The 19,209-nt window shown below is 65.4% G+C and carries 17 protein-coding genes; 8 read left to right on the forward strand and 9 right to left on the reverse strand.

The features are described 5' to 3' along the window. The first annotated feature begins 5 nt into the window (after positions 1 to 5). Positions 6 to 1,097 carry a zinc-binding dehydrogenase gene (locus C9F12_RS20075; protein ID WP_108450000.1) on the forward strand — a complete coding sequence of 364 codons (1,092 nt, stop codon included), beginning with the start codon at positions 6 to 8 and terminating at the stop codon, positions 1,095 to 1,097. Beyond that, positions 1,094 to 2,080, forward strand: a complete 987-nt coding sequence (locus C9F12_RS20080; RefSeq protein ID WP_108450001.1) for a 3-hydroxyacyl-CoA dehydrogenase — start codon at positions 1,094 to 1,096, stop codon at positions 2,078 to 2,080. The genes C9F12_RS20075 and C9F12_RS20080 overlap by 4 nt, the downstream gene beginning before the upstream one ends. 42 nt (positions 2,081 to 2,122) lie before the next feature. Here the strand turns inward: C9F12_RS20080 and C9F12_RS22675 are convergent, their stop codons facing one another. Beyond that, the gene (locus C9F12_RS22675) at positions 2,123 to 2,410 is read right to left on the reverse strand and encodes a DUF4235 domain-containing protein (RefSeq protein WP_162816540.1); all 288 of its coding nucleotides are present in this window, start codon (positions 2,408 to 2,410) and stop codon (positions 2,123 to 2,125) included. Positions 2,411 to 2,660: 250 nt separating this feature from the next. Here C9F12_RS22675 and C9F12_RS20090 point away from each other — a divergent pair, with 250 nt between their 5' ends. From C9F12_RS20090 to C9F12_RS20115, 6 genes are all read left to right on the forward strand, one after another. Then, positions 2,661 to 3,353, forward strand: coding sequence for an HAD-IA family hydrolase (locus C9F12_RS20090; protein WP_045992255.1), 693 nt, complete (start codon positions 2,661 to 2,663; stop codon positions 3,351 to 3,353). A 261-nt stretch (positions 3,354 to 3,614) separates the two neighbouring features. Then, on the forward strand, positions 3,615 to 4,685 hold the full coding sequence (locus C9F12_RS20095) for a LacI family DNA-binding transcriptional regulator (RefSeq protein WP_108450003.1): 1,071 nt from the start codon (positions 3,615 to 3,617) through the stop codon (positions 4,683 to 4,685). An 11-nt stretch (positions 4,686 to 4,696) separates the two neighbouring features. Continuing rightward, positions 4,697 to 5,659, forward strand: a complete 963-nt coding sequence (locus C9F12_RS20100) for a sugar kinase (RefSeq protein ID WP_108450004.1) — start codon at positions 4,697 to 4,699, stop codon at positions 5,657 to 5,659. Positions 5,660 to 5,859: 200 nt separating this feature from the next. Next, a complete protein-coding gene (locus tag C9F12_RS20105; protein ID WP_108450005.1) occupies positions 5,860 to 6,837 on the forward strand; it encodes a D-glycerate dehydrogenase in 978 nt (325 codons plus the stop codon). Positions 6,838 to 6,862: 25 nt separating this feature from the next. Continuing rightward, on the forward strand, positions 6,863 to 7,570 hold the full coding sequence (locus tag C9F12_RS20110; RefSeq protein ID WP_108450006.1) for an HAD-IA family hydrolase: 708 nt from the start codon (positions 6,863 to 6,865) through the stop codon (positions 7,568 to 7,570). A gap of 240 nt (positions 7,571 to 7,810) precedes the next feature. Continuing rightward, positions 7,811 to 8,986 (forward strand): acetyl-CoA C-acetyltransferase, encoded by a 1,176-nt coding sequence (locus tag C9F12_RS20115; RefSeq protein ID WP_108450007.1) that lies wholly within the window; start codon positions 7,811 to 7,813, stop codon positions 8,984 to 8,986. 161 nt (positions 8,987 to 9,147) lie between these two features. Here C9F12_RS20115 and C9F12_RS20120 read toward each other — a convergent pair whose 3' ends face one another. The 8 genes from C9F12_RS20120 to infB all read right to left on the reverse strand — a co-directional run bounded on the left by C9F12_RS20120 (position 9,148) and on the right by infB (position 19,183). Beyond that, a complete protein-coding gene (locus C9F12_RS20120; RefSeq protein WP_108450008.1) occupies positions 9,148 to 10,689 on the reverse strand; it encodes a sodium:solute symporter family protein in 1,542 nt (513 codons plus the stop codon). Next, positions 10,682 to 10,984, reverse strand: a complete 303-nt coding sequence (locus tag C9F12_RS20125; RefSeq protein ID WP_205254740.1) for a hypothetical protein — start codon at positions 10,982 to 10,984, stop codon at positions 10,682 to 10,684. Before C9F12_RS20125 ends, C9F12_RS20120 begins: the two co-directional genes overlap by 8 nt. Positions 10,985 to 11,099: 115 nt before the next feature. Then, positions 11,100 to 12,332: an MFS transporter gene (locus tag C9F12_RS20130; protein ID WP_108450009.1), complete on the reverse strand. Its 1,233-nt coding sequence runs from the start codon at positions 12,330 to 12,332 to the stop codon at positions 11,100 to 11,102. A 109-nt stretch (positions 12,333 to 12,441) separates the two neighbouring features. After that, positions 12,442 to 14,574, reverse strand: coding sequence for a polyribonucleotide nucleotidyltransferase (gene pnp, locus C9F12_RS20135; RefSeq protein WP_045992263.1), 2,133 nt, complete (start codon positions 14,572 to 14,574; stop codon positions 12,442 to 12,444). 320 nt (positions 14,575 to 14,894) lie between these two features. Further along, entirely contained in the window at positions 14,895 to 15,164 is a 270-nt protein-coding gene (gene rpsO, locus C9F12_RS20140) for a 30S ribosomal protein S15 (RefSeq protein ID WP_045992264.1), read from the reverse strand. 90 nt (positions 15,165 to 15,254) lie between these two features. After that, on the reverse strand, positions 15,255 to 16,208 hold the full coding sequence (gene truB, locus C9F12_RS20145) for a tRNA pseudouridine(55) synthase TruB (protein ID WP_108450010.1): 954 nt from the start codon (positions 16,206 to 16,208) through the stop codon (positions 15,255 to 15,257). Continuing rightward, entirely contained in the window at positions 16,208 to 16,624 is a 417-nt protein-coding gene (gene rbfA, locus C9F12_RS20150) for a 30S ribosome-binding factor RbfA (RefSeq protein WP_108131787.1), read from the reverse strand. Before rbfA ends, truB begins: the two co-directional genes overlap by 1 nt. A gap of 21 nt (positions 16,625 to 16,645) precedes the next feature. Beyond that, the gene (infB, locus tag C9F12_RS20155; protein ID WP_045992267.1) at positions 16,646 to 19,183 is read right to left on the reverse strand and encodes a translation initiation factor IF-2; all 2,538 of its coding nucleotides are present in this window, start codon (positions 19,181 to 19,183) and stop codon (positions 16,646 to 16,648) included. Positions 19,184 to 19,209: the final 26 nt, after the last annotated feature.

Here is a 19,209-nt window from a genome sequence, read left to right on the forward strand (position 1 = left end):
TCCCCATGCGCGCGATCGTCCTGCGCAACGAGCGACTCGGCCTCGAGTCACTGCCCGACCCGACGCCGGAAGCGGGAGAAGTGCTGGTCAAGACCCTGGCCTGCGGTATCTGCGGCAGCGATCTGCACATGGCAGATCACTGTCACGATGCGCTGGCGGGGCTTCGCAAGGGCCGCGTTCCAGTAGCCTTCGAACCGGACCAGGGCGTGGTCTTCGGCCACGAATTCTGTGCCGAGATCCTCGACCACGGCACCGGCAGCGACAAGCGATACAAGGCCGGAACCCGCGTCTGCTCGGTGCCCTACGCGGTCAACGCCCAAGGCTTTCATCACATCGGCTATGCCAACGCCTACCCCGGCGGCTTCGGCGAGCTGATGCGCCTTCAGGAACACAGTCTGCTGGAGGTGCCCGGCGATTTGCCCAGCGAACTGGCGGCACTGACCGAGCCACTGGCCATCGGCCGCCACGCCGTCGCCAGAGCCCGGCTCGCCGGAGGCGAAGTGCCGATCGTGATCGGCTGCGGTCCGGTCGGCCTGTCGGTGGTGATGGCGCTGAAGGCGGCCGGCTTTGGCCCGGTGGTGGCCACCGACTTCTCCCCCCATCGGCGCCAACTGGCCGAGTGCCTGGGTGCCGATATCGTTGTCGATCCGGCCGAACGTGCCCCCTTTGATTGCTGGCTCGAGGCCGCAGAAGCGCCACAGGGCTTCGACATGTACGGCCCCACGGCAATGCTGTCGATCGGCGCTCAGCCCAGGCCTTGCGTGGCCTTCGAGTGTGTCGGCGTGCCCGGTCTGATCGCCCGAACCATGCTCGACCTGCCACCAAGAAGTCGGCTGGTGGTGGTCGGCGTCTGCATGCAGACCGACCAGATCGAGCCGATCGTCGGTATTGGCAAGGAGCTGGACCTCAGCTTCTCGTTCGGCTACCGCCCCGAGGAGTTCGCTGCCACCCTCACCGACCTCGCCGACGGCCGCCTCGACGCCGCCCCCTTGATCACCGACCGCGTCACCCTCGACGGGGTCCCTGCGGCCTTCGAGACGCTTCGCCATCCCGGAGATCACGCCAAGATTCTGATCCAACACGGAGACAGAACATGACCCCGAGCCTTTCCTCTTCTCTCGAAAATGGACCACACAGGCTGTGCGTGCTGGGTGGCGGCGTCCTGGGTGGCCAGATCGCCTGGCACAGCGCCTTCAAGGGCAAGAGTGTCATCGTCTATGACATCGACGACACGGCGCTGGAGCGCTGCCGCGCAAGCCATGACCACTACGCCGGCATCTATCAGGCCGACGTGGGCGCCAAGCCCGAAGCCATCGCCGCCACCCGCGCGCGGCTCGCCTACACCAGCGACCTGGCCGAAGCGGTGGCCGACGCCGAACTGGTGATCGAAGCCGTACCCGAAGATCCCGAGATCAAGCGCCAGCTGTACCGGACCTTGTCACCGCTGCTCGGCCCCGAGACCCTGATGGCAACCAATTCCTCGACCCTGCTGCCCGCCGACTTCGCCGATGACAGCGGACGCCCGGAGCGCTACTGCGCGCTGCACTTCGCCAACCTGCTGTGGATCATGAATGTGGCCGAGGTGATGGCTCACCCACGCACATCACTCACTACCCTGGAGTCGGTTACGCGCTTCGCCATCGACATCGGCATGATCCCCATCCCGGTCGAAAAGCCGCGCAACGGCTATCTGATCAACAGCTGGCTGGTGCCACTGCTGACAGCTTCCCTGACCCTGCTGCGTGAGGGCGTCGGCAGCGCCGAGATGATCGACCGCACCTTCATGAAGATGTGGAGCTCTGCAGCGGGGCCCTGCGGCATGATGGACATCATCGGCATGAAGACGTGCTTCGACGTCAGCCACCACTGGGGAGAGGTCAACGACAACGACGAAATGCGGGCCAACGCCGACTTCCTCCATCAGCATTTTCTTGCCAGCGGAAAGCTCGGTCTGCCCAGTGGCGAAGGCTTCTACCGCTATCCCGCCCCCGCCTACTCCCAGAGCACCTTCATGGCGGTCCCCGACCACAGCGAAGCAGGTCACATCGCGGCCCAGGTGCTCAAGGGCATGGCGGGTTGACCCAGGAAGGGGCGGTGGGCGACGCCCCTTGCTGTAGTGTGATCAACGCTTGCCGGGCAGCAGCCTGGTAGAGCGCCCGCCCTTGCGGGTCTTGTCCAGCGCCTTGCGCCCGGCGCTACGGCCCACTACGCGGGCCACGCCGACCATCACGCCGGTGGCGGCTCCCCACAGGATCGCCTCGCGCCACTCGACGTCGTCGCGATCCGGATTTTCCGGCGGTTCCTTGTCCGATACCTTTTGATAGGCACGCTTGGCGGCCTTGCGTGACATCACGCTGGCCCCCACCGCGGCCGCGGACCCCACGATGGACCACAGTGTCTCTTCTTTCATGAGTACCTCCTTGAACCATGGCCGGGGCCATCCCGCCCCGAGAATGTGGTGTTTCGAACACCGCTGTGTTTCAGCATAGCGAAGAGGTCCTCGCCGCCTCAAATCCCCCATTTCCGCACCGCAATAGTGCGGACTGCGCAGCGTGAAAAAACAGTGTTCAAAAATTGTGGTTTTCGACTTCGAACACAGGCAGACTCCGCAGAAATCTGCAACACTGTTCGATAACGCAACGAATCGCGAGGTCGCCTCCATGGCTCGCCCCCTCTGCCTGCTGTTCGACTGTGACGGTACCCTGGTGGACAGTGAACCCCTGCTGGCCGCCGAGATGGCCGTCAGCCTCTCCGCCGCCGGACTGCCGTTCCGGGCCGAGGACTATATGGGCGACTTTCGCGGCGCGCGCTTTCGCAATATCGTCGCCACCCTCGAGGCACAACATGGTCAGGTCGATCCGGACCACCTCGAGGTGCTGGAAGCGAGCATGCGCGCCAACCTCAACCGCCGCCTGGCCACCGACCTGACCCCCATCGCCGGTGCCACCGAGGCCCTCGCCGCGCTGTCACACTACCCCATGGGCGTGGTTTCCAACGGCCCCGAGAACAAGGTGCGCACCTCACTTGCCACCGTGGGCCTGACCGAGGTGTTCGGCAATCGCCTGTTCAGCGGCTACACCGCCAACTGCTGGAAGCCGGACCCCTGCCTGTACCTGCATGCCGCCAGCATCATGGGCTTCGCCGCCGAGGACTGCATCGCCATCGATGACGCCATCGTCGGAGTCAACGCGGCCCTGGCCGCAGGCATGACCGTGGTCCACCTCAATCGCTTCGCCGATGCCGAAGAAACACCCGAAGGCGCCCACATGATCACCAGCATGTTCCAGCTGCCGACGGTCATCTCACGGCTGCAGAAGGATCGCGACAGACACGCCATGCTCTCCAGCGGTTAGCGGCCGCCACCGTTTCCCCGAATGCCCGACAACAGTCGGGCCTTTTCATTGATGTGCATCACCTCAAGACCTTTGTCTAAGGCACGCCCGGTTGCCGGCTCGGGCTCGAAGCACCTAAGCTTGCTAGCCAATGGGAACGTTCCCATGACGTATTTCACCGTTCTGTCGCTCTCGCATCGCCCTGCCTGCTCTGCTGAACTCGTCAGGGCATGCTGGCGACACTAGTCAACGGGCGTTGCCAATCCATCCAAGAGCCCATCCATGAACGACCGCCCTCGACCCGCCACCATCCTCGAAGTCGCCCGCCAGGCTGGCGTCTCCAAGACCAGCGTCTCGCGCTACTACAGCGGTGAGCGAGAACGGCTGTCCGGGGCCATGCGCGAGCGTATCGTCGCTGCCGCCACAGCGCTGGGCTACCAGCCCAACCCCATGGCCCGGGGCCTCAAGGGAGGCCCCTCCGGCCTGGTCGGCATGCTGGTGGCCGATATCCGCAATCCTTTTTCGGTGGCGATCATGCATGGCGTCGAACAGGCCTGTCGTCAGGCGGGACTGTCGTTGATGGTGTGCAACAGCGATAACGACCTCGAGCAGGAGCGCCAGCAGCTGGCGCTGCTGTCGTCCTACCGTATCGAGGGCCTGGTGGTAAACGCGACCGGCCGCCACAGCGACGCCCTCGCCCAGCTGGCCGACAGCGGCACGCCGTTGGTACTGCTCGATCGCAGCCTCGCCGACGTCCATGCCGACGAGGTAGGGCTCGACAACGACGCCGCCATCGACATGGCCATCGCGCACTTGCGCGAACAGGGCTACGGGCGCCTGTTGTTCATTACCGAACCGCCGGCCCAGGCCAGCTCTCGTCAAGCTCGTCTGGAGCGCTTCAACCAGCGCTGCCGTGACGGCTCGCTATCCGGCGACACCCTGGTCATCGAGCTTGGCGATCGCCAACGCCTGGACCAGGCATTGGCTCGATTTGTCGATAGCGCAGGCGATTCCCGCCCGGCGATCCTCTGCGCCAATGGCCAGGTAACCCTGGCACTGACCCGACGCATGAAGGCCCTCGGCTACCTCCTGGGAGAGATCGGGCTGATGGGCATCGACGAGCTAGAGTGGTGTGACCTGACCGAACCGGGCATCACCACCCTTGCCCAGCCCACCGGTGCCATCGGTCAGGCCGCCGTCGACTGCCTGCGCGCCCGTGCCGTCGGGCCTCGGCAGGCGCCGCAGCGTGCGACCTTCGCCCCGACGCTGACGGCAAGGGGCTCCACCCAGCCCGCTGCCACCCCTTCCGCCACTGCGGAGCCTTCCTCAGTGTCCTCTTCGTCTTCCACCTAAGAGACCTCCTCATGAACCAGAACACTCCTGACATCCTTACCTTCGGCGAGGCCATGACGCTGTTCGCCGCCGACGCCCCTGGCGACCTGGCCGAGGTCGAGCGCTTTTCGCGCAGCTGTGCCGGCGCCGACACCAACGTGGCCATCGGCCTGTCACGGCTGGGCTTCAAGGTGGGCTGGCTCAGTCGGGTCGGCGAAGACTGTTTTGGCCGCTACCTGCGTGCGAGCCTGGAGCGCGAAGGCCTCGACTGTCGCCACCTGATCACCGACGCCGAGCACGCCACCGGTCTGGTGTTCAAGGAGCGCGCGGTGGGCGGCGCGGATCCCCGAGTCGAATACCGTCGCCACAACAGCGCCGCCAGCAAGCTGTCGCCGGCCGACGCCCAGGACGTCGACTTCAGCACCCTGCGCCATCTGCACGCAACCGGCATCCCGCCTGCGTTGTCCGCCAGCTGCCGTGAACTCTCGCAGTTTCTGCTCGAAAAGGCCCGCCAGCATGGCACCAGCGTGTCCTTCGATCCCAACCTGCGTCCGACCCTGTGGGCCAGCGAAAGCGAGATGCGCGACACCCTCAACGGCCTGGCCGCCCAGGCCAACTGGGTGCTGCCCGGTCTGTCCGAGGGCCAGTTGCTGACCGGCCAGACCAGCGCCCACGATATCGCCGGCTTCTACCTGGATCAGGGCGCAGACGCCGTGGTGATCAAGCTAGGCCCGGAGGGCAGCTACTACCGCGGCACCCTGACAGGGCAAGACGAAGCCTTCACCGTGGCCGGCGTCCCGGTGGAGACGGTGGTTGATACCGTCGGCGCCGGGGATGGCTTCGCCGTGGGCTTCGTCAGCGCCATGCTCGATGGTCTCGATCCACGCCAGGCGCTCAAGCGCGCCAACCTTATCGGCGCCGAGCAGGTCCAGGTACCGGGCGACATGGAAGGGCTACCCGACCGCAGCCGCCTGAGCCAGCTCGAAGACGCCTGATCCGTAGACGCAACGATGGCCCACCGAAGGAAAGCCTGCGGTGGGCTCCGATCCAGGCCAGCCTCCTGCGTTGGTACTCCCACCTCCCAGGGCAGGCCAACAAGACAGACTCCCCCCTGTTGTGCGACAAAGGTCCATTCTCGTTGCAACAATAGCGACAACGACAGATACAACGACAGCTACACCAACAAGAGCTCCCCATGACCAAACGCATCCTGGTATTTCGCGAGATCAACCAAGAGCAGCTCGACGCCCTACGCGAGGAGTTCCACGTGGACTACCTGCCGGGCGTCTCGCATACCGAGGACCCGGCCTTTGTCGACGCTCTGTCACGGGCTCACGGTCTGGTTGGTTCAAGCCTCAAGATCACCTCCTCGCTGCTCGACAGGGCGCCTAACCTCGAGGCTATCGCCAGCATCTCGGTGGGCTACGACAACTATCCCCTCGACGAGCTGACCCGCCGCGGCATCCTGTTGTGCAACACCCCTGACGTCTTGACCGAGACCACCGCCGATACGGGCTTTCTGCTGATCATGAGCACCGCACGGCGAGCCGTCGAACTGGCCGAGCTGGTCAAGCAGGGCAACTGGAAGGAAAGCATCGGCAAGCCGCTCTATGGCAGCGACGTCCACGGCAAGACTCTGGGCATGGTCGGCATGGGCCGTATCGGCGCCGCCGTCGCCCGCCGCGGCGCCCTGGGCTTCGGCATGAAGATCCTCTATACCAAGGCCTCACCCAAGCCTGAGCTCGAGCGAGAACTCGGCGCCCAGCGCCGCGAGCTGGAAGAGCTGCTCGAGCAGGCCGATTTCGTCTGCGTCACCGTGCCGCTCTCCCGCGAGACCGAAAAGCTCTTTGGCGCCGCCGAGTTCCAGCGCATGAAGCCCGGCGCCATCTTCGTCAACCTGGCCCGTGGCAAGGTGGTTGACGAAGCCGCCATGATCGCGGCGCTGCAAGACGGCACCCTGCATGCCGCCGGCCTCGACGTCTACGAGCAGGAGCCGCTGCCCGCAGACTCACCGCTGCCGCACATGGCCAATGTGGTCGCCCTGCCCCATATCGGCTCGGCCACCCACGAGACCCGCACCGCCATGGCCCAGCGCGCGGTGGACAATATCCGCCTGGCGCTCCAGGGTGAACGCCCGCTGAGCCCGGTCAATGACGAAGTACTGAAGCGCTGATTCCCCCTCTTCCCGCGAGGTATCCATGTCCGACACCACCGCCCCCCTCTGCCTGCTGTTCGACTCCGACGGCACCCTGGTCGACAGCGAGCCGCTGCTCGCCCGGGCCATGGCCGAGACCTTCCCCGACTTCGGCCTGCCGTTCACGCCCGAGCAGTACATGGAGGAGTTTCGCGGCGTGCGCTTTCTCGACATCGTGCTCGAACTCGAGCAACGCTTCGGCGCCCTCGATGACGCCCGGCGCGACGTCATGGAGGATCGCCTGCGGGACAATATGGCCGCGCGCATGAAGGCCGAGCTGACCCCGGTTCCGGGCATCCCGGAAGCCCTTGCAGCGCTTTCCGGCCACCCCAAGGCGGTGGCCTCCAACGGCCCGCTGGCCAAGATCCGCCTGGCCATGGCAACCAGTGGACTGGCGCCGCACTTCGGCGACAATCTCTACAGCGCCTACGAGTTGCAGGTGTGGAAGCCGGACCCCGGGTTGTATCTCGCCGCCGCCGAAGGCATGGGCGCCGAACCGGAGAACTGCGTGGTGATCGACGACGCTGCGGTAGGGGTGGAAGCCGGACTCAAGGCCGGCATGCAGGTCATCCACATCAACCACTTTCCCGACGAGGAGCACACCCCGGAGGGCGCCATCGCCATCACCCACGCCAGCGAACTGGTGACAGCCATCGAGCGCTTGAACCTGGAGCGGCGAGGCCACCAGCGGGGCGTCGCCGCCACCGAGTGACCGGGCCAGGGCGCTGCGAGACACTCGTCCAGGCCCCCCAGGCCAACCGGTGGTCTTTTCGCCACTCTTTGCTACTTTAGCGATCGTCGGTGCTCTATGCGCGATTGACCACAACGGCTCGCGAATTGATCTTGATCGCTATACTAAAGTCCCCCGTCGAAACCGGGCATACAGGGATTGCCGCGTTGCACAAGGCTCCCTATGCTGACGGGACAGCCCCTTAAAGTCAGGAGACACTCCATGCAAGAAGTGGTGATCGTTGCTGCACGCCGTACCGCCGTTGGCGCCTTCGGTGGCTCCCTCGCCGGCATTCCCGCCAGCGACCTTGGCGCCGCCGTGATCAAGGACGTGCTGGCACAGACCGGCGTCAAGCCGGAACAGGTCGACGAGGTCCTGCTGGGGCAGGTGCTGACCGCAGGTGTCGGCCAGAACCCCGCCCGTCAGGCGTCCATCAAGGCAGGCCTGCCCGACGCCGTGCCCGCCATGACCATCAACAAGGTCTGTGGCTCCGGCCTCAAGGCCCTGCATCTGGGCGCCCAGGCGATCATGCTCGGCGACGCCGAGGTGATCATCGCCGGCGGTCAGGAAAACATGTCGGCTTCCCCGCACGTGCTGCCCAATTCACGCAACGGCCAGCGCATGGGTGACTGGAAGGCCATCGATACCATGGTCCATGACGGCCTGTGGGACGCCTTCAACAACTACCATATGGGCATCACCGCCGAGAACCTCGGCGAGAAGTACGGTGTCACCCGCGAGGAGATGGACACCTTCGCCGCCGCCTCCCAGCAGAAAGCCGCCGCCGCGATCAAGGAAGGCCGCTTCAAGGGCCAGATCGTGCCGATCGAGATTCCCCAGCGCAAGGGCGACCCGGTGGTCTTCGACACCGACGAGAACCCCCGCGAAGTGTCCGCAGAAAAACTCGGCACCATGCGTCCGGCGTTCAAGAAAGACGGCAGCGTGACCGCCGGCAACGCCTCCTCGCTCAACGATGGCGCCGCCGTGGTCATGCTGTGTTCCGCCGACAAGGCCAAGGAGCTCGGCCTGGAGCCGCTGGCACGCATCAAGGCCTACTCCAACGCCGGCGTCGACCCGGCGATCATGGGCATCGGCCCGGCCCCGGCCACCCGCCGCTGCCTCGAGAAGGCTGGCTGGAGCATCGATGAGCTGGATCTGGTCGAGGCCAACGAGGCCTTCGCCGCCCAGGCCATCTCGGTCAACAAGGAACTCGGCTGGGATACCGACAAGATCAACGTCAACGGCGGAGCCATCGCCCTTGGCCACCCGATCGGCGCCTCCGGCTGCCGCGTGCTGGTGACCCTGGTCCACGAGATGATCGCCCGCGACGCCAAGAAGGGCCTTGCTACCCTGTGTATCGGTGGCGGTCAGGGCGTGGCGCTCGCCATCGAGCGCTGATCGGCGTCTCGACGCAAGAGGGCGCTGACCGACAGGCCCTCGCCAATCAAGCACTTGCGAAGTAAGCACTGCCCAGATAGGCCCCTGCCCAGCAGGGGCCTTTTTCATGCCACGTTGAGCGCCCCCCAGGACGCGCTCGCTGTCGCCTCGGGCGCCAGGGCTCACACCCCGTTGTCTACCGCCCTTCCTCTTGTCGCTCGGCCATGACGCTCTTCCCGGTGGGCTCCCCACCGCTTTTCCGCCCAGGCGGGCGCCGCCAGTCGGAAGAAGCGCTCGACCACGGCACGATCGGTAGGGGCGCTTGCCAGGCTCGTCACGACGAACACCGGCAGGTTGACCAACAGCCCCCAGAAGCCGGCATGGATGCCCAGCGGATGCGGCCACAGGGTGATGCAGGCCACCGTCACCACAAAGCCCGCGAGGATGCCGGCGGTCACGCCGCGAGCGTTGGCCCGGGGCCAGAAGAACATGCCGATGAAGGCTGGCAGCACCTGGGAGGCGAAGCCGAGACCGATCAGCAGGATCATCACCAAGCTCCCCGGCTCGGCGATCGCCAGCGGCGCAATCACCAACGCCATCAAGGGCACGATCAAGCGCTTGGCCCAGCGCCCGGCACGCTCATCGCTGAAGCCGGCCCAGGGCCCTATCACGTCGCGGCTGAGGCTCAGCGCCACCGAGTGGATAAAGGGCTCGGACGAGGACATCGAGGCGGCCAGGGTGCCGGCGCCGAGCAGCCCTACCAGCAGCACCGGCAAGTTGGCCATGGCGTACTCGAGCACCACGGTATCGGCACGCTCGAGCCCCGGCAGGGCGAAGACGCCGATAAAGCCCACCGTGACCAGCGGCAGGATTACCAGATAGTAGCTGGGCAGCCAGGTGGCAGAGAGCCGCAGGGTGCGCGCCGAGGTGGCGCTCATCCACTGGGTCCACACCGGCGGCATGAACGACAGCATCGAGACGATGATCGAGGTGGTCCAGAAGGCAAAGCTCATGTCGCCACCGGCGCCGGGAAGGGTCAGAAACGCCGGGCGCTCGGCGAGGGCCTGACGGTACACCTCGTCAAATCCCCACTGACCGGTGGCGCTGTGGGTGGCCCACAGACCGACGGACCAGGCCACCGCGAACATCAATATGCCCTGGAAGACGTTGGTACGACCGATGGCCCGCTGTCCGCGCAGGGTGAGATAGACCGCAATGGCGCCCAGCACGATCACCACCCCCAGCCAGATCGGGATGCGCCCACCACTCATCACGTTGAGGATGTAGGCCGAGCCGATGGTCTGCAGCACCGCGTAGGCCAAGGAGCCGATCGCCATCACCAGCGCCGCCAGCGCACCGAGCCCCGGGCTCTGGTAACGATCGGCGATGGCACTGGCCTGGGTAACATGGCCGAAGTGGGCACCGAAGGCCCACACCCGGGGGCCGAAGTACCAGGCCACCAGTGCCAGATAGCCCAGGTAGACCACCACGTAGAACACCGGCACGCCCTTGGCGTAGGCCCAGCCCGGCGCCCCCATGAAGGTGTAGGCACTGACGCTGCCGGCGGCGATCAACAGATACAGTGTGACCGGGCCCATGCTGCGCCCGGCCACGCCCCACTCCTCCAGCGCGTTCGACGAGCGCCCGGCGCGACCGCCCAGGCCGATGACCAGGGCCAGCAGGACGTAGCCCAGGGTCAGACTCAGCGGCAACCACTCACTCATCGTCGACCTCGCCCTCTCCCACCTTTCCGATCCTTGTGCGCGTATCGCCATTGCCAGCGTGCTCACCGGCTTCGTCCTGACCTCGATGGAGCAGACGGTTGCCCAGCAGCATCGTCAGCGTACAGCCAACCAGGATCAGGTAGCTCCAGGCCACCAGCGCCGGCAGGCCCAGCACCAGCCGCGCTTGATTGACCAGCGCGATCACGGGCCAGATACCCGCAGCAAAGACGGCGACGGCCGCCACCAGCACCAGCCAGCCACGCAGGCTCGCTGGCACAACAAGGGAAGAAGACATCGAGGCTCCTCGACTCACGGTAAGTCCATCATCAAACAACAAGAACGAAAGCGAGCCGAGGTTACCCTCTGCCACGACTCGCCATAAGGGCTGACGCCCTGCGCCATGCCCGGGATCAAGTCCGCGACGTCGTCCCGGGCGGCCTGGTTTCCTGCCGGCTGACCACCCGCGCAGGGGTCACCGCGATCAGCAGCGCCGCCGCCACGAACAGCCCTCCCGCCGCCAGCAGCACCGCCGATAGCCCGAGCGCATCCACCACCTGGCCGCCGGACAGGGCGCCGAGGCCGATCGACAGGTTGAACACGAAGGCCATCATGGCGGTGGCCGCCTCGGGATTGGTGGCCGAGCGCAGGATCCAGGTCTGCAGGCTGACCGAGATACCGCCGAACACCAGCCCCCACAGCATCAGCAACACCGTGGCGCTGAACGGGCGGATACCCAGCCAGGGAAAGGCCAGGGTCGTGGCCGCCAGCACCAAGGGTATCAGCAGCACCGTGAGGTAGGGCCGGCGACCGGCGAGGCTACCGGCAATGAAGTTGCCGGCGAGCCCCGCCGCGCCGAACAGCAGCAACAGGCGAGAGACATCGCCCAGCGCTACCCCGCCAAGACGCTGCAGGATCGGGCTGACGAAGGTGTAGGCGCCAAAATGGCCGACCACGATAAGCGCGGTCGCCAGGGCGCCGATGCACACGCCGGGCACCCTGAGCTGGCCACCAAGACTCGCCAGCCGTACCGGCTTGCGGGCGGGCAGGCTCGGCAACAGGTGCCACAGGCCGATGCACACCACCACACTCAGGCCGCCGAGGGCGGCGAAGGCGGTGCGCCAGTCACTGACATCGCCCAGCCAGGTCCCCGCCGGCACCCCCAGCACCGTGGCAGCAGCGACACCGCTGAAGATCAGCGACATCGCCCGCGGCACCTGCTCGAGCGCCACCAGTCTGCCGGCGAGTCCGCCGGCGATGGCCCAGAAGCCACCGATGCAGCAGCCGATCAGCACCCGGGTGGCCAGCAGCCAGCCAAAGCTGTCCATCAATGCACCGAGGACACTGGCCAGGGCCATCAAGGCCATCAGCCCGGTCAGCAGGTAGCGGCGATCGAGGCGCCCCACCGCCACCGGCAACAGCGGCGCGGCGAACGCCGCCACGACGCCAGGCACGGTGATCATCAAACCCGCCTTGCCCTCGCTAACGTCCAGCGAGGAAGCGAGCTGGGACAACAGCCCGATGGGGAGCTGCTCGGCGGTCACCAGCAGAAAGATGCCGGCCATCACACTGACCACGGCCCACCAGTCGCGGCGACGGGTGGTGGCCTTGGCGGGCGCGGCCGAAGAGGAATCGAGTTGCGTCATGTCCATCTCATTACCGCCCGCTGATCGCGCCGACAGGCCGAGATCAGCGGGACACACACAAAAACGCCCCCGTGGCGTCAGCGACGGGGGCGTCAGACACCGAGTGCGATCAGATCTCGGTTTCGGCTTCCTCGGCTTCGAAGGCAGCCTTCTCTTCTTCGGTCATTTCCTTGATCGTCAGCTTGACGCGATTGCGGTTGTCGATGTCGAGCACCTTGACCACGATCTCGTCACCCTCATTGAGGTAGTCACGCACGTCATTGACGCGCTCGGGCACGATCTGGGAGATGTGCACCAGGCCGTCGGTACCCGGCATGATGTTGACGAAGGCGCCGAAGTCGGCGATACGCACCACCTTGCCACGGTACAGCTTGCCGATTTCCGCCTCGGCGGTGATCGCCAGCACGGTATCGATGGCCTTCTTGGCGGCCTTCTTGTCCTCGGCGTAGATGCGCACGGTGCCGTCGTCGTCCAGATCGATGGAGGCGCCGGTGTCGTCGCAGATCTTGCGGATGGTGGCGCCACCCTTGCCGATGACGTCGCGGATCTTGTCCGGGTCGATCTTGATGGTGGCCATGGAGGGCGCGTTGTCGGAGACCTCGGCACGGCTCTCGGCGATCACGGTGTTCATCTGCTCGAGGATGCTGATCCGCGCCTCATGGGCCTGGTTCAGGGCCGTTTCCATGATCTGCTCGTCGATGCCCTCGATCTTGATGTCCATCTGCAGGGCGGTGACACCCTCGGCGCTGCCGGCCACCTTGAAGTCCATGTCGCCGAGGTGATCCTCGTCGCCGAGGATGTCGGTCAGCACGGCGTAGCCGTCAGCGTCCTTGACCAGGCCCATGGCGATACCCGCCACCGGTGCCTTGATCGGCACGCCGGCGTCCATCAGTGCCAGCGAGGTGCCGCAGACAGAGGCCATGGAGCTGGAGCCGTTGGACTCGGTGATCTCGGAGACCACGCGAATGGTGTAGGGGAAGTCCTCTTCCGCCGGCAGCATGGCCTGGACACCACGACGGGCCAGACGACCGTGGCCGATCTCGCGACGCTTGGGACCGCCCATGAAGCCGGCCTCGCCCACCGAGTACGGAGGGAAGTTGTAGTGCAGCAGGAAGCGGTCCTTGCGCTCGCCTTCCAGCGACTCGATCAGCTGGGAGTCACGCAGGGTGCCCAGGGTCGCGACCACCACCGCCTGGGTCTCGCCACGGGTGAAGATGGCGCTGCCGTGGGTCTTGGGCAGGGTACCGGCCTCGATGGCCAGCGGACGCACGGTCTTGTGGTCGCGGCCGTCGATACGCGGCTCACCCTTGATCACGCGGGCACGTACCACACGCTTCTCGAGACCGGCGAAGGCGCCTTCGACCTCGGAGGCCTCGAACTTGCCGTCTTCTTCACCGGCCAGCTTCTCGACGGCCTCGGCCTTGAGTGCGGACAGGGCATCCTGGCGCTGCATCTTGTCGGTGATGCGGTAGGCTTCGCCGACCTTGGCTTCGAAGCCCTGGGCCAGGGCTTCCTTGAGCGCGGTGTTCTCGGCGGCGGGCTGCCACTCCCACTTGGCCTTGCCGGCCTCGGCGGTCAGCTCGTTGATCGCCTGGATGACGGTCTGCATTTCCTGGTGGCCGAACAGCACGGCGCCCAGCATCTCGTCCTCGAGCAGCTCTTCGGCCTCGGACTCGACCATCAGCACGGCCTTCTCGGTACCGGCCACGACCATGTTCAGCTCGGAGCCGCCGAGCTCCTCGACGGTCGGGTTGAGGAAGTAGCCACGCTCTTCATTGAAGCCCACACGAGCGGCGCCGATGGGACCATTGAAGGGCACGCCGGAAATCGCCAGCGCCGCCGAGGTGCCGATCATCGCGGCGATGTCCGGATCGTGGTTGCGATCGGTGGACAGCACGGTACAGATGACCTGGACTTCGTTCATGAAGCCCTTGGGGAACAGCGGACGGATCGGACGGTCGATCAGTCGCGAGGTGAGGGTTTCCTTCTCGGTGGGACGCCCTTCACGCTTGAAGAAGCCGCCGGGAATCTTGCCGACCGCGTAGGTCTTTTCCTGGTAGTGGACAGACAACGGGAAGAAAGGCTGGCTCGGGTTGGCCTCCTTTCTGGCCACCACGGTGCACAGCACCACGGTGTCGTCCATGGTGACCATCACGGCACCGGTGGCCTGGCGGGCGATGCGCCCGGTTTCCAGGGTGACGGTGCTGCGACCGTACTGAAACGTCTTCTTGACCGGATTCACGGCGACTTCCTTTACTTTTCGATGTTTGGGTCGTTTTTGACTCGGCGACTATTTTAGGGGGTCAAGCCCGTGAGGGCCACCACAAAGGTCAAGGGAGTTTCAAGTGGCCGCCGCTGCCTGCCGCGACCGCGCACAACGCTGTACCACCAACGACAACGGGCAGCCCCGTGGGGCTGCCCGTTGTCTGACGCCGCTTCCCGAAGGAAGCCTTGTCGCGCTTGCTGCTCGTGCGTCTTGGCGACGCAGACCCAGACGCTGGTTCAGGGACGATGAAGAGCCTCGAAGTCCTGACGCCCAGGTCTTTGCAAGCGCCTTGCGTCTTAGCGACGCAGACCCAGACGCTGGATCAGGGACTGATAGCGCTCGAAGTCCTTGCGCTTGAGGTAGTCAAGCAGCTTGCGGCGCTGGTTGACCATGCGGATCAGGCCACGACGGGAGTGGTGATCCTGCTTGTTGGTCTTGAAGTGATCCTGCAGGCCGTTGATGTTGGCGCTGAGCAGGGCCACCTGAACCTCGGGGGAACCGGTGTCGCTGTCACCACGGCCGTATTCGTTGACGATTTCGGCCTTCTGTTCGGCGGTAAGTGCCATCTGTCTCTCCAGTAAGCAATATGCCTGAATGATGAATGTCGGAGACCACGCATATTTGCAGTCTCCAGCTGCCGCAACCCCTTGAGGGGGTCAGTCTTGCCCTGAGCCCGCGACGAACGTGCTCAGAAGGCGCCGGGGCACGATATCCCCGGTAGGCTCGACCAGACCGAGACCGATAAAGGACTCACCCTGATAGAGGCGATACAACGACTCCTCGGCCATGGCCGAATCGCCGCCCTCGAGCTCACCGCGTGCCGGGCGTCCAAAGCGCAGGGCCTGGACACCTGCCTCACTGAGGCGATGAGCCGGGAGGTGTTGAAGCAGACTGTCGATCGGTGCCAGGCGCGCTTGGCGCTGGCCGTCGTCCTGGGCCTCGAGCGTGTCGAAATCGACCATGCCGTCGGCATCGAAGGGGCCGGTCTTCAGCCGTCTGAGCTGCGAGATATGCCCTTCGCAACCCAGCGCCTTGGCCATGTCCTCGGCCAGCGTACGCACATAGGTGCCCTTGCTGACCCGGACCTCCAGGTCGAATCCAGGGGACTCGCCCTCGAGGCTGGCGGAAAGTAGCCGAGCATCATACACCCTTATCCGCCGGGTTGCACGATCTACGCTTTTGCCCTCTCGCGCCAGTTCGTAGAGCTTGCGCCCCTGGTGCTTGAGCGCGGAATACATCGGCGGCAGTTGATCCTGCTCGCCGATGAAATTCGCCACTACCGACGCGACGTCGCTGTGCTCCAGCGCCGGCACCGGCGCCTCGGCGATGACCTCGCCTTCGGCGTCACCGGTATCGGTGCTCTGCCCGAGCTCGACCCGGGTGCGGTACACCTTGTCGGCCTCGAGCAGCTGGTTGGAAAACTTGGTAGCCTCGCCGAACAGCACCGGCAGAAGTCCTGTCGCCATGGGATCCAGGGTACCGGTATGACCGGCCTTCTGGGCCTGGTACAGGCGCCTCGCACGCTGCAGTGCAAAGTTGCTGGACACGCCCTTGGGCTTGTCCAGCAGCAGTACACCATCGATCGGCAGTCCTCGACGACGACGGGCCATCAGTCCTTGGCCCCGTCCTCGCCGCTGTCGTTCTCGTCATCCCCCTCGGGTTGGCGAGAGCGATCGCTGGCCACCGCCTCTTCGATCAGCGATGACAGGTGCTGACCACGCACCACGCTTTCGTCATAGTGAAAGCGCAGTTCCGGCACGTGACGTAGCTTGATGCGACGCGCCACCTGGCTACGCAGGAAACCGCCGGCGCGCTTGAGCACCTTGAGGTTTTCCTTGATCCGTTCCGGGTCCTGCTCACCCAGCAGGGTGATGTGGACATCGGCGTAGCCGAGGTCACGACTGACCTCGACCCCGCTCACGGTGACCATCCCCAGGCGCGGGTCCTTGACCTCGCGCTGGATCAGGACCGCCAGCTCCTTCTGGAGCTGGTCGGCCACTCGGTCGGTACGCTTGAATTCGCGCATGGATGACGACTCCTCGAACGCTTACAGCGTGCGCTCGACCTTGACCTGGTCAAAGACCTCGATCTTGTCGTTGACCTGGACATCGTTGTAGTTCTTCACCCCGATGCCACACTCCATGCCGTTGCGCACTTCCTGGACGTCGTCCTTGAAGCGGCGCAGCGACTCGAGCTCGCCTTCGTAGATGACCACGTTGTCGCGCAGCACGCGGATCTTCTTGTTACGGAAGACCGTACCCTCGACCACCATGCAGCCAGCCACGGCACCGATCTTGGGCGCGCGGAAGACGTCACGGACCTCGGCAATACCGACGATCTCTTCCTTCCACTCGGGCTCGAGCATGCCGCTCATGGCCTGCTTGACCTCGTCGATCAGGTGGTAGATGACGCTGTAGTAGCGCAGCTCCAGACCTTCACGCTCGATGATCTCGCGGGCGGCCGCATCGGCACGCACGTTGAAGCCGACCACGATGGCCTCACTGGCCAGCGCCAGGTTGGCATCGGTACCGGTGATACCGCCAACGCCGGAGGACACCACGGACACCTGCACCTCGTCGGTAGACAGCTCCTCGAGGGCGCCCTTGATCGCTTCCAGGGAACCCTGGACGTCGGCCTTGAGCACGATGTTGACCTTGGCGGCCTCGCTCTGGCCCATCTGGGAGAACATGTTCTCCAGCTTGGCCTTCTGCTGGCGTGCCAGGCGAATCTCGCGGTACTTGCCCTGGCGGAAGTTGGCGACTTCACGCGCCTTCTTCTCGTCGGCCACGACCATGAAGTCGTCACCGGCTTCCGGGGTGCCATCGAGACCCTGAATCTCCACCGGCATGGCGGGACCCACGGCGTCGACCTGCTTGCCGAGTTCATTGGTCAGGGCACGCACACGGCCGTAGTGCAGACCGGCCAGTACGATGTCGCCCTTCTTCAGGGTACCGTTCTGGACCAGCACGGTGGCCACCGGGCCACGGCCCTTGTCGAGGCGAGACTCGACCACCACACCCTTGCCGGGTGCGCTCGGTACCGCCTTGAGCTCGAGCACCTCGGAGACCAGGTGAACGGCTTCCAGCAGTTCCTCGATGCCTTCGCCAGACTTGGCGGAGACGTGGACGAACTGGGTGTCGCCACCCCACTCCTCGGAGATCACGCCGTGCTGGGACAGCTCATTCTTGACCCGGTCGGGATCGGCTTCCGGCTTGTCGATCTTGTTGACCGCGACCACCATCGGCACTTCGGCAGCCTTGGAGTGCTCCACCGCCTCGATGGTCTGGGGCATGACGCCATCGTCGGCCGCCACCACCAGGATGACCACGTCGGTGGCCTTGGCACCACGGGCACGCATGGCGGTAAACGCCGCGTGACCAGGGGTGTCGAGGAAGGTCACACCGTCGCTGTCGTCCTCGACGTGGTAGGCACCGATGTGCTGGGTGATACCGCCGGCTTCACCGGTGGCCACCTTGGCACGACGAATGTAGTCGAGCAGCGAGGTCTTGCCGTGGTCGACGTGACCCATGACCGTGACCACCGGAGAGCGGGTGATTTCCTCGCCCTCGTAGGAGATGGCTTCGAGCACTTCGGTCTCGAGGGCATCGTCCTTGACCAGCTTGGGCGTGTGGCCCATTTCTTCCACCACGATAGCCGCAGTGTCCTGGTCGATGGTCTGGTTGATGGTCACCGCAGCGCCCATGGTGAACATGGCCTTGATGACCTCGTTGGCCTTGATCGACATCTTGTCGGCCAGTTCGGCCACCGAGATGGACTCGGGAATCGAGACCTCACGCACGATCGGCTGGGTCGGCTTCTGGAAGCCATGCTTGCCGTTGCCCTGGCTGCCGCCACGACGGCTGCCACGACGCTCGGCGCGCTTGGCCTTCTTGCCACCGCCACGACGACGCTCTTCGCGGTCGCTGCGATCGTCGTCGTCACGCTCGCCACGGCCTTTCTTGCCGGTCTTGGCGGCGGCCTTCTTGACGGCGGCACGACGCACGTCGCCACGACCTTCCTTGGGCGGCGCCGGCGGCTCGTCGCCAGCCGGGGCAGAGGTGTCGAGCTCGGGCACCGGAATGTCGGGCACGACGGCGGCCTCTTCGGCCTCGCGCTTGGCCTTGGCGGCCTGCTCGGCGTCCTGGCTCGCCTTCTGCTCGGCGCGCTGCTTGGCTTCTTCGGCCTCCTGGGCCTCGCGACGTGCACGGGAATCGGCCATGTCGCCGACCAGCTGACGCGGACCGTGGTCCTCGACCGGCGCCGGGGCTTCTTCCTGGGCCTCGTCACGCTTGACGTAGGTGCGCTTCTTGCGGACCTGGACCTCGATGGTCTTGCCGCGCTCGCTGGTCTTGATCTTGCTGCGCGTCTTGCGGGTCAGGGTGATGCGATTGCGCGCAGCCGCGCCCACACCGCTGCCACCGCCATGGCTCTTGGTCAGAAAGTCCAACAGCTTGCGCTTGTCTTCCTCGGACACGGCGTCGGCTTCCGACTTGTGCTCGAGTCCGGCTTCTTTCATCTGTTCCAGCAGACGGGGCACTTCACGCCCCACCTTCGCTGCAAAATCCTTAACGGTCATCTCTGACATTACGACCCTCCTCAGCCCGTGACCCT

This window comes from Halomonas sp. BN3-1 (genome assembly GCF_003056325.1).
Classification (GTDB): domain Bacteria; phylum Pseudomonadota; class Gammaproteobacteria; order Pseudomonadales; family Halomonadaceae; genus Halomonas; species Halomonas litopenaei.

Bases quoted from the DNA above. Each gene is read 5' to 3' on its own strand.
- C9F12_RS20110 (WP_108450006.1), top strand. From the start codon at position 6,863: ATGTCCGACACCACCGCCCCCCTCTGCCTGCTGTTCGACTCCGACGGC.
- infB (WP_045992267.1), bottom strand. From the start codon at position 19,183: ATGTCAGAGATGACCGTTAAGGATTTTGCAGCGAAGGTGGGGCGTGAA.
- C9F12_RS20125 (WP_205254740.1), bottom strand. From the start codon at position 10,984: ATGTCTTCTTCCCTTGTTGTGCCAGCGAGCCTGCGTGGCTGGCTGGTG.
- C9F12_RS20105 (WP_108450005.1), top strand. From the start codon at position 5,860: ATGACCAAACGCATCCTGGTATTTCGCGAGATCAACCAAGAGCAGCTC.
- C9F12_RS20130 (WP_108450009.1), bottom strand. From the start codon at position 12,332: ATGACGCAACTCGATTCCTCTTCGGCCGCGCCCGCCAAGGCCACCACC.
- C9F12_RS20095 (WP_108450003.1), top strand. From the start codon at position 3,615: ATGAACGACCGCCCTCGACCCGCCACCATCCTCGAAGTCGCCCGCCAG.
- C9F12_RS20075 (WP_108450000.1), top strand. From the start codon at position 6: ATGCGCGCGATCGTCCTGCGCAACGAGCGACTCGGCCTCGAGTCACTG.
- C9F12_RS20115 (WP_108450007.1), top strand. From the start codon at position 7,811: ATGCAAGAAGTGGTGATCGTTGCTGCACGCCGTACCGCCGTTGGCGCC.
- C9F12_RS20120 (WP_108450008.1), bottom strand. From the start codon at position 10,689: ATGAGTGAGTGGTTGCCGCTGAGTCTGACCCTGGGCTACGTCCTGCTG.
- truB (WP_108450010.1), bottom strand. From the start codon at position 16,208: ATGGCCCGTCGTCGTCGAGGACTGCCGATCGATGGTGTACTGCTGCTG.
- C9F12_RS20100 (WP_108450004.1), top strand. From the start codon at position 4,697: ATGAACCAGAACACTCCTGACATCCTTACCTTCGGCGAGGCCATGACG.
- rpsO (WP_045992264.1), bottom strand. From the start codon at position 15,164: ATGGCACTTACCGCCGAACAGAAGGCCGAAATCGTCAACGAATACGGC.
- C9F12_RS22675 (WP_162816540.1), bottom strand. From the start codon at position 2,410: ATGAAAGAAGAGACACTGTGGTCCATCGTGGGGTCCGCGGCCGCGGTG.
- C9F12_RS20080 (WP_108450001.1), top strand. From the start codon at position 1,094: ATGACCCCGAGCCTTTCCTCTTCTCTCGAAAATGGACCACACAGGCTG.
- rbfA (WP_108131787.1), bottom strand. From the start codon at position 16,624: ATGCGCGAATTCAAGCGTACCGACCGAGTGGCCGACCAGCTCCAGAAG.
- C9F12_RS20090 (WP_045992255.1), top strand. From the start codon at position 2,661: ATGGCTCGCCCCCTCTGCCTGCTGTTCGACTGTGACGGTACCCTGGTG.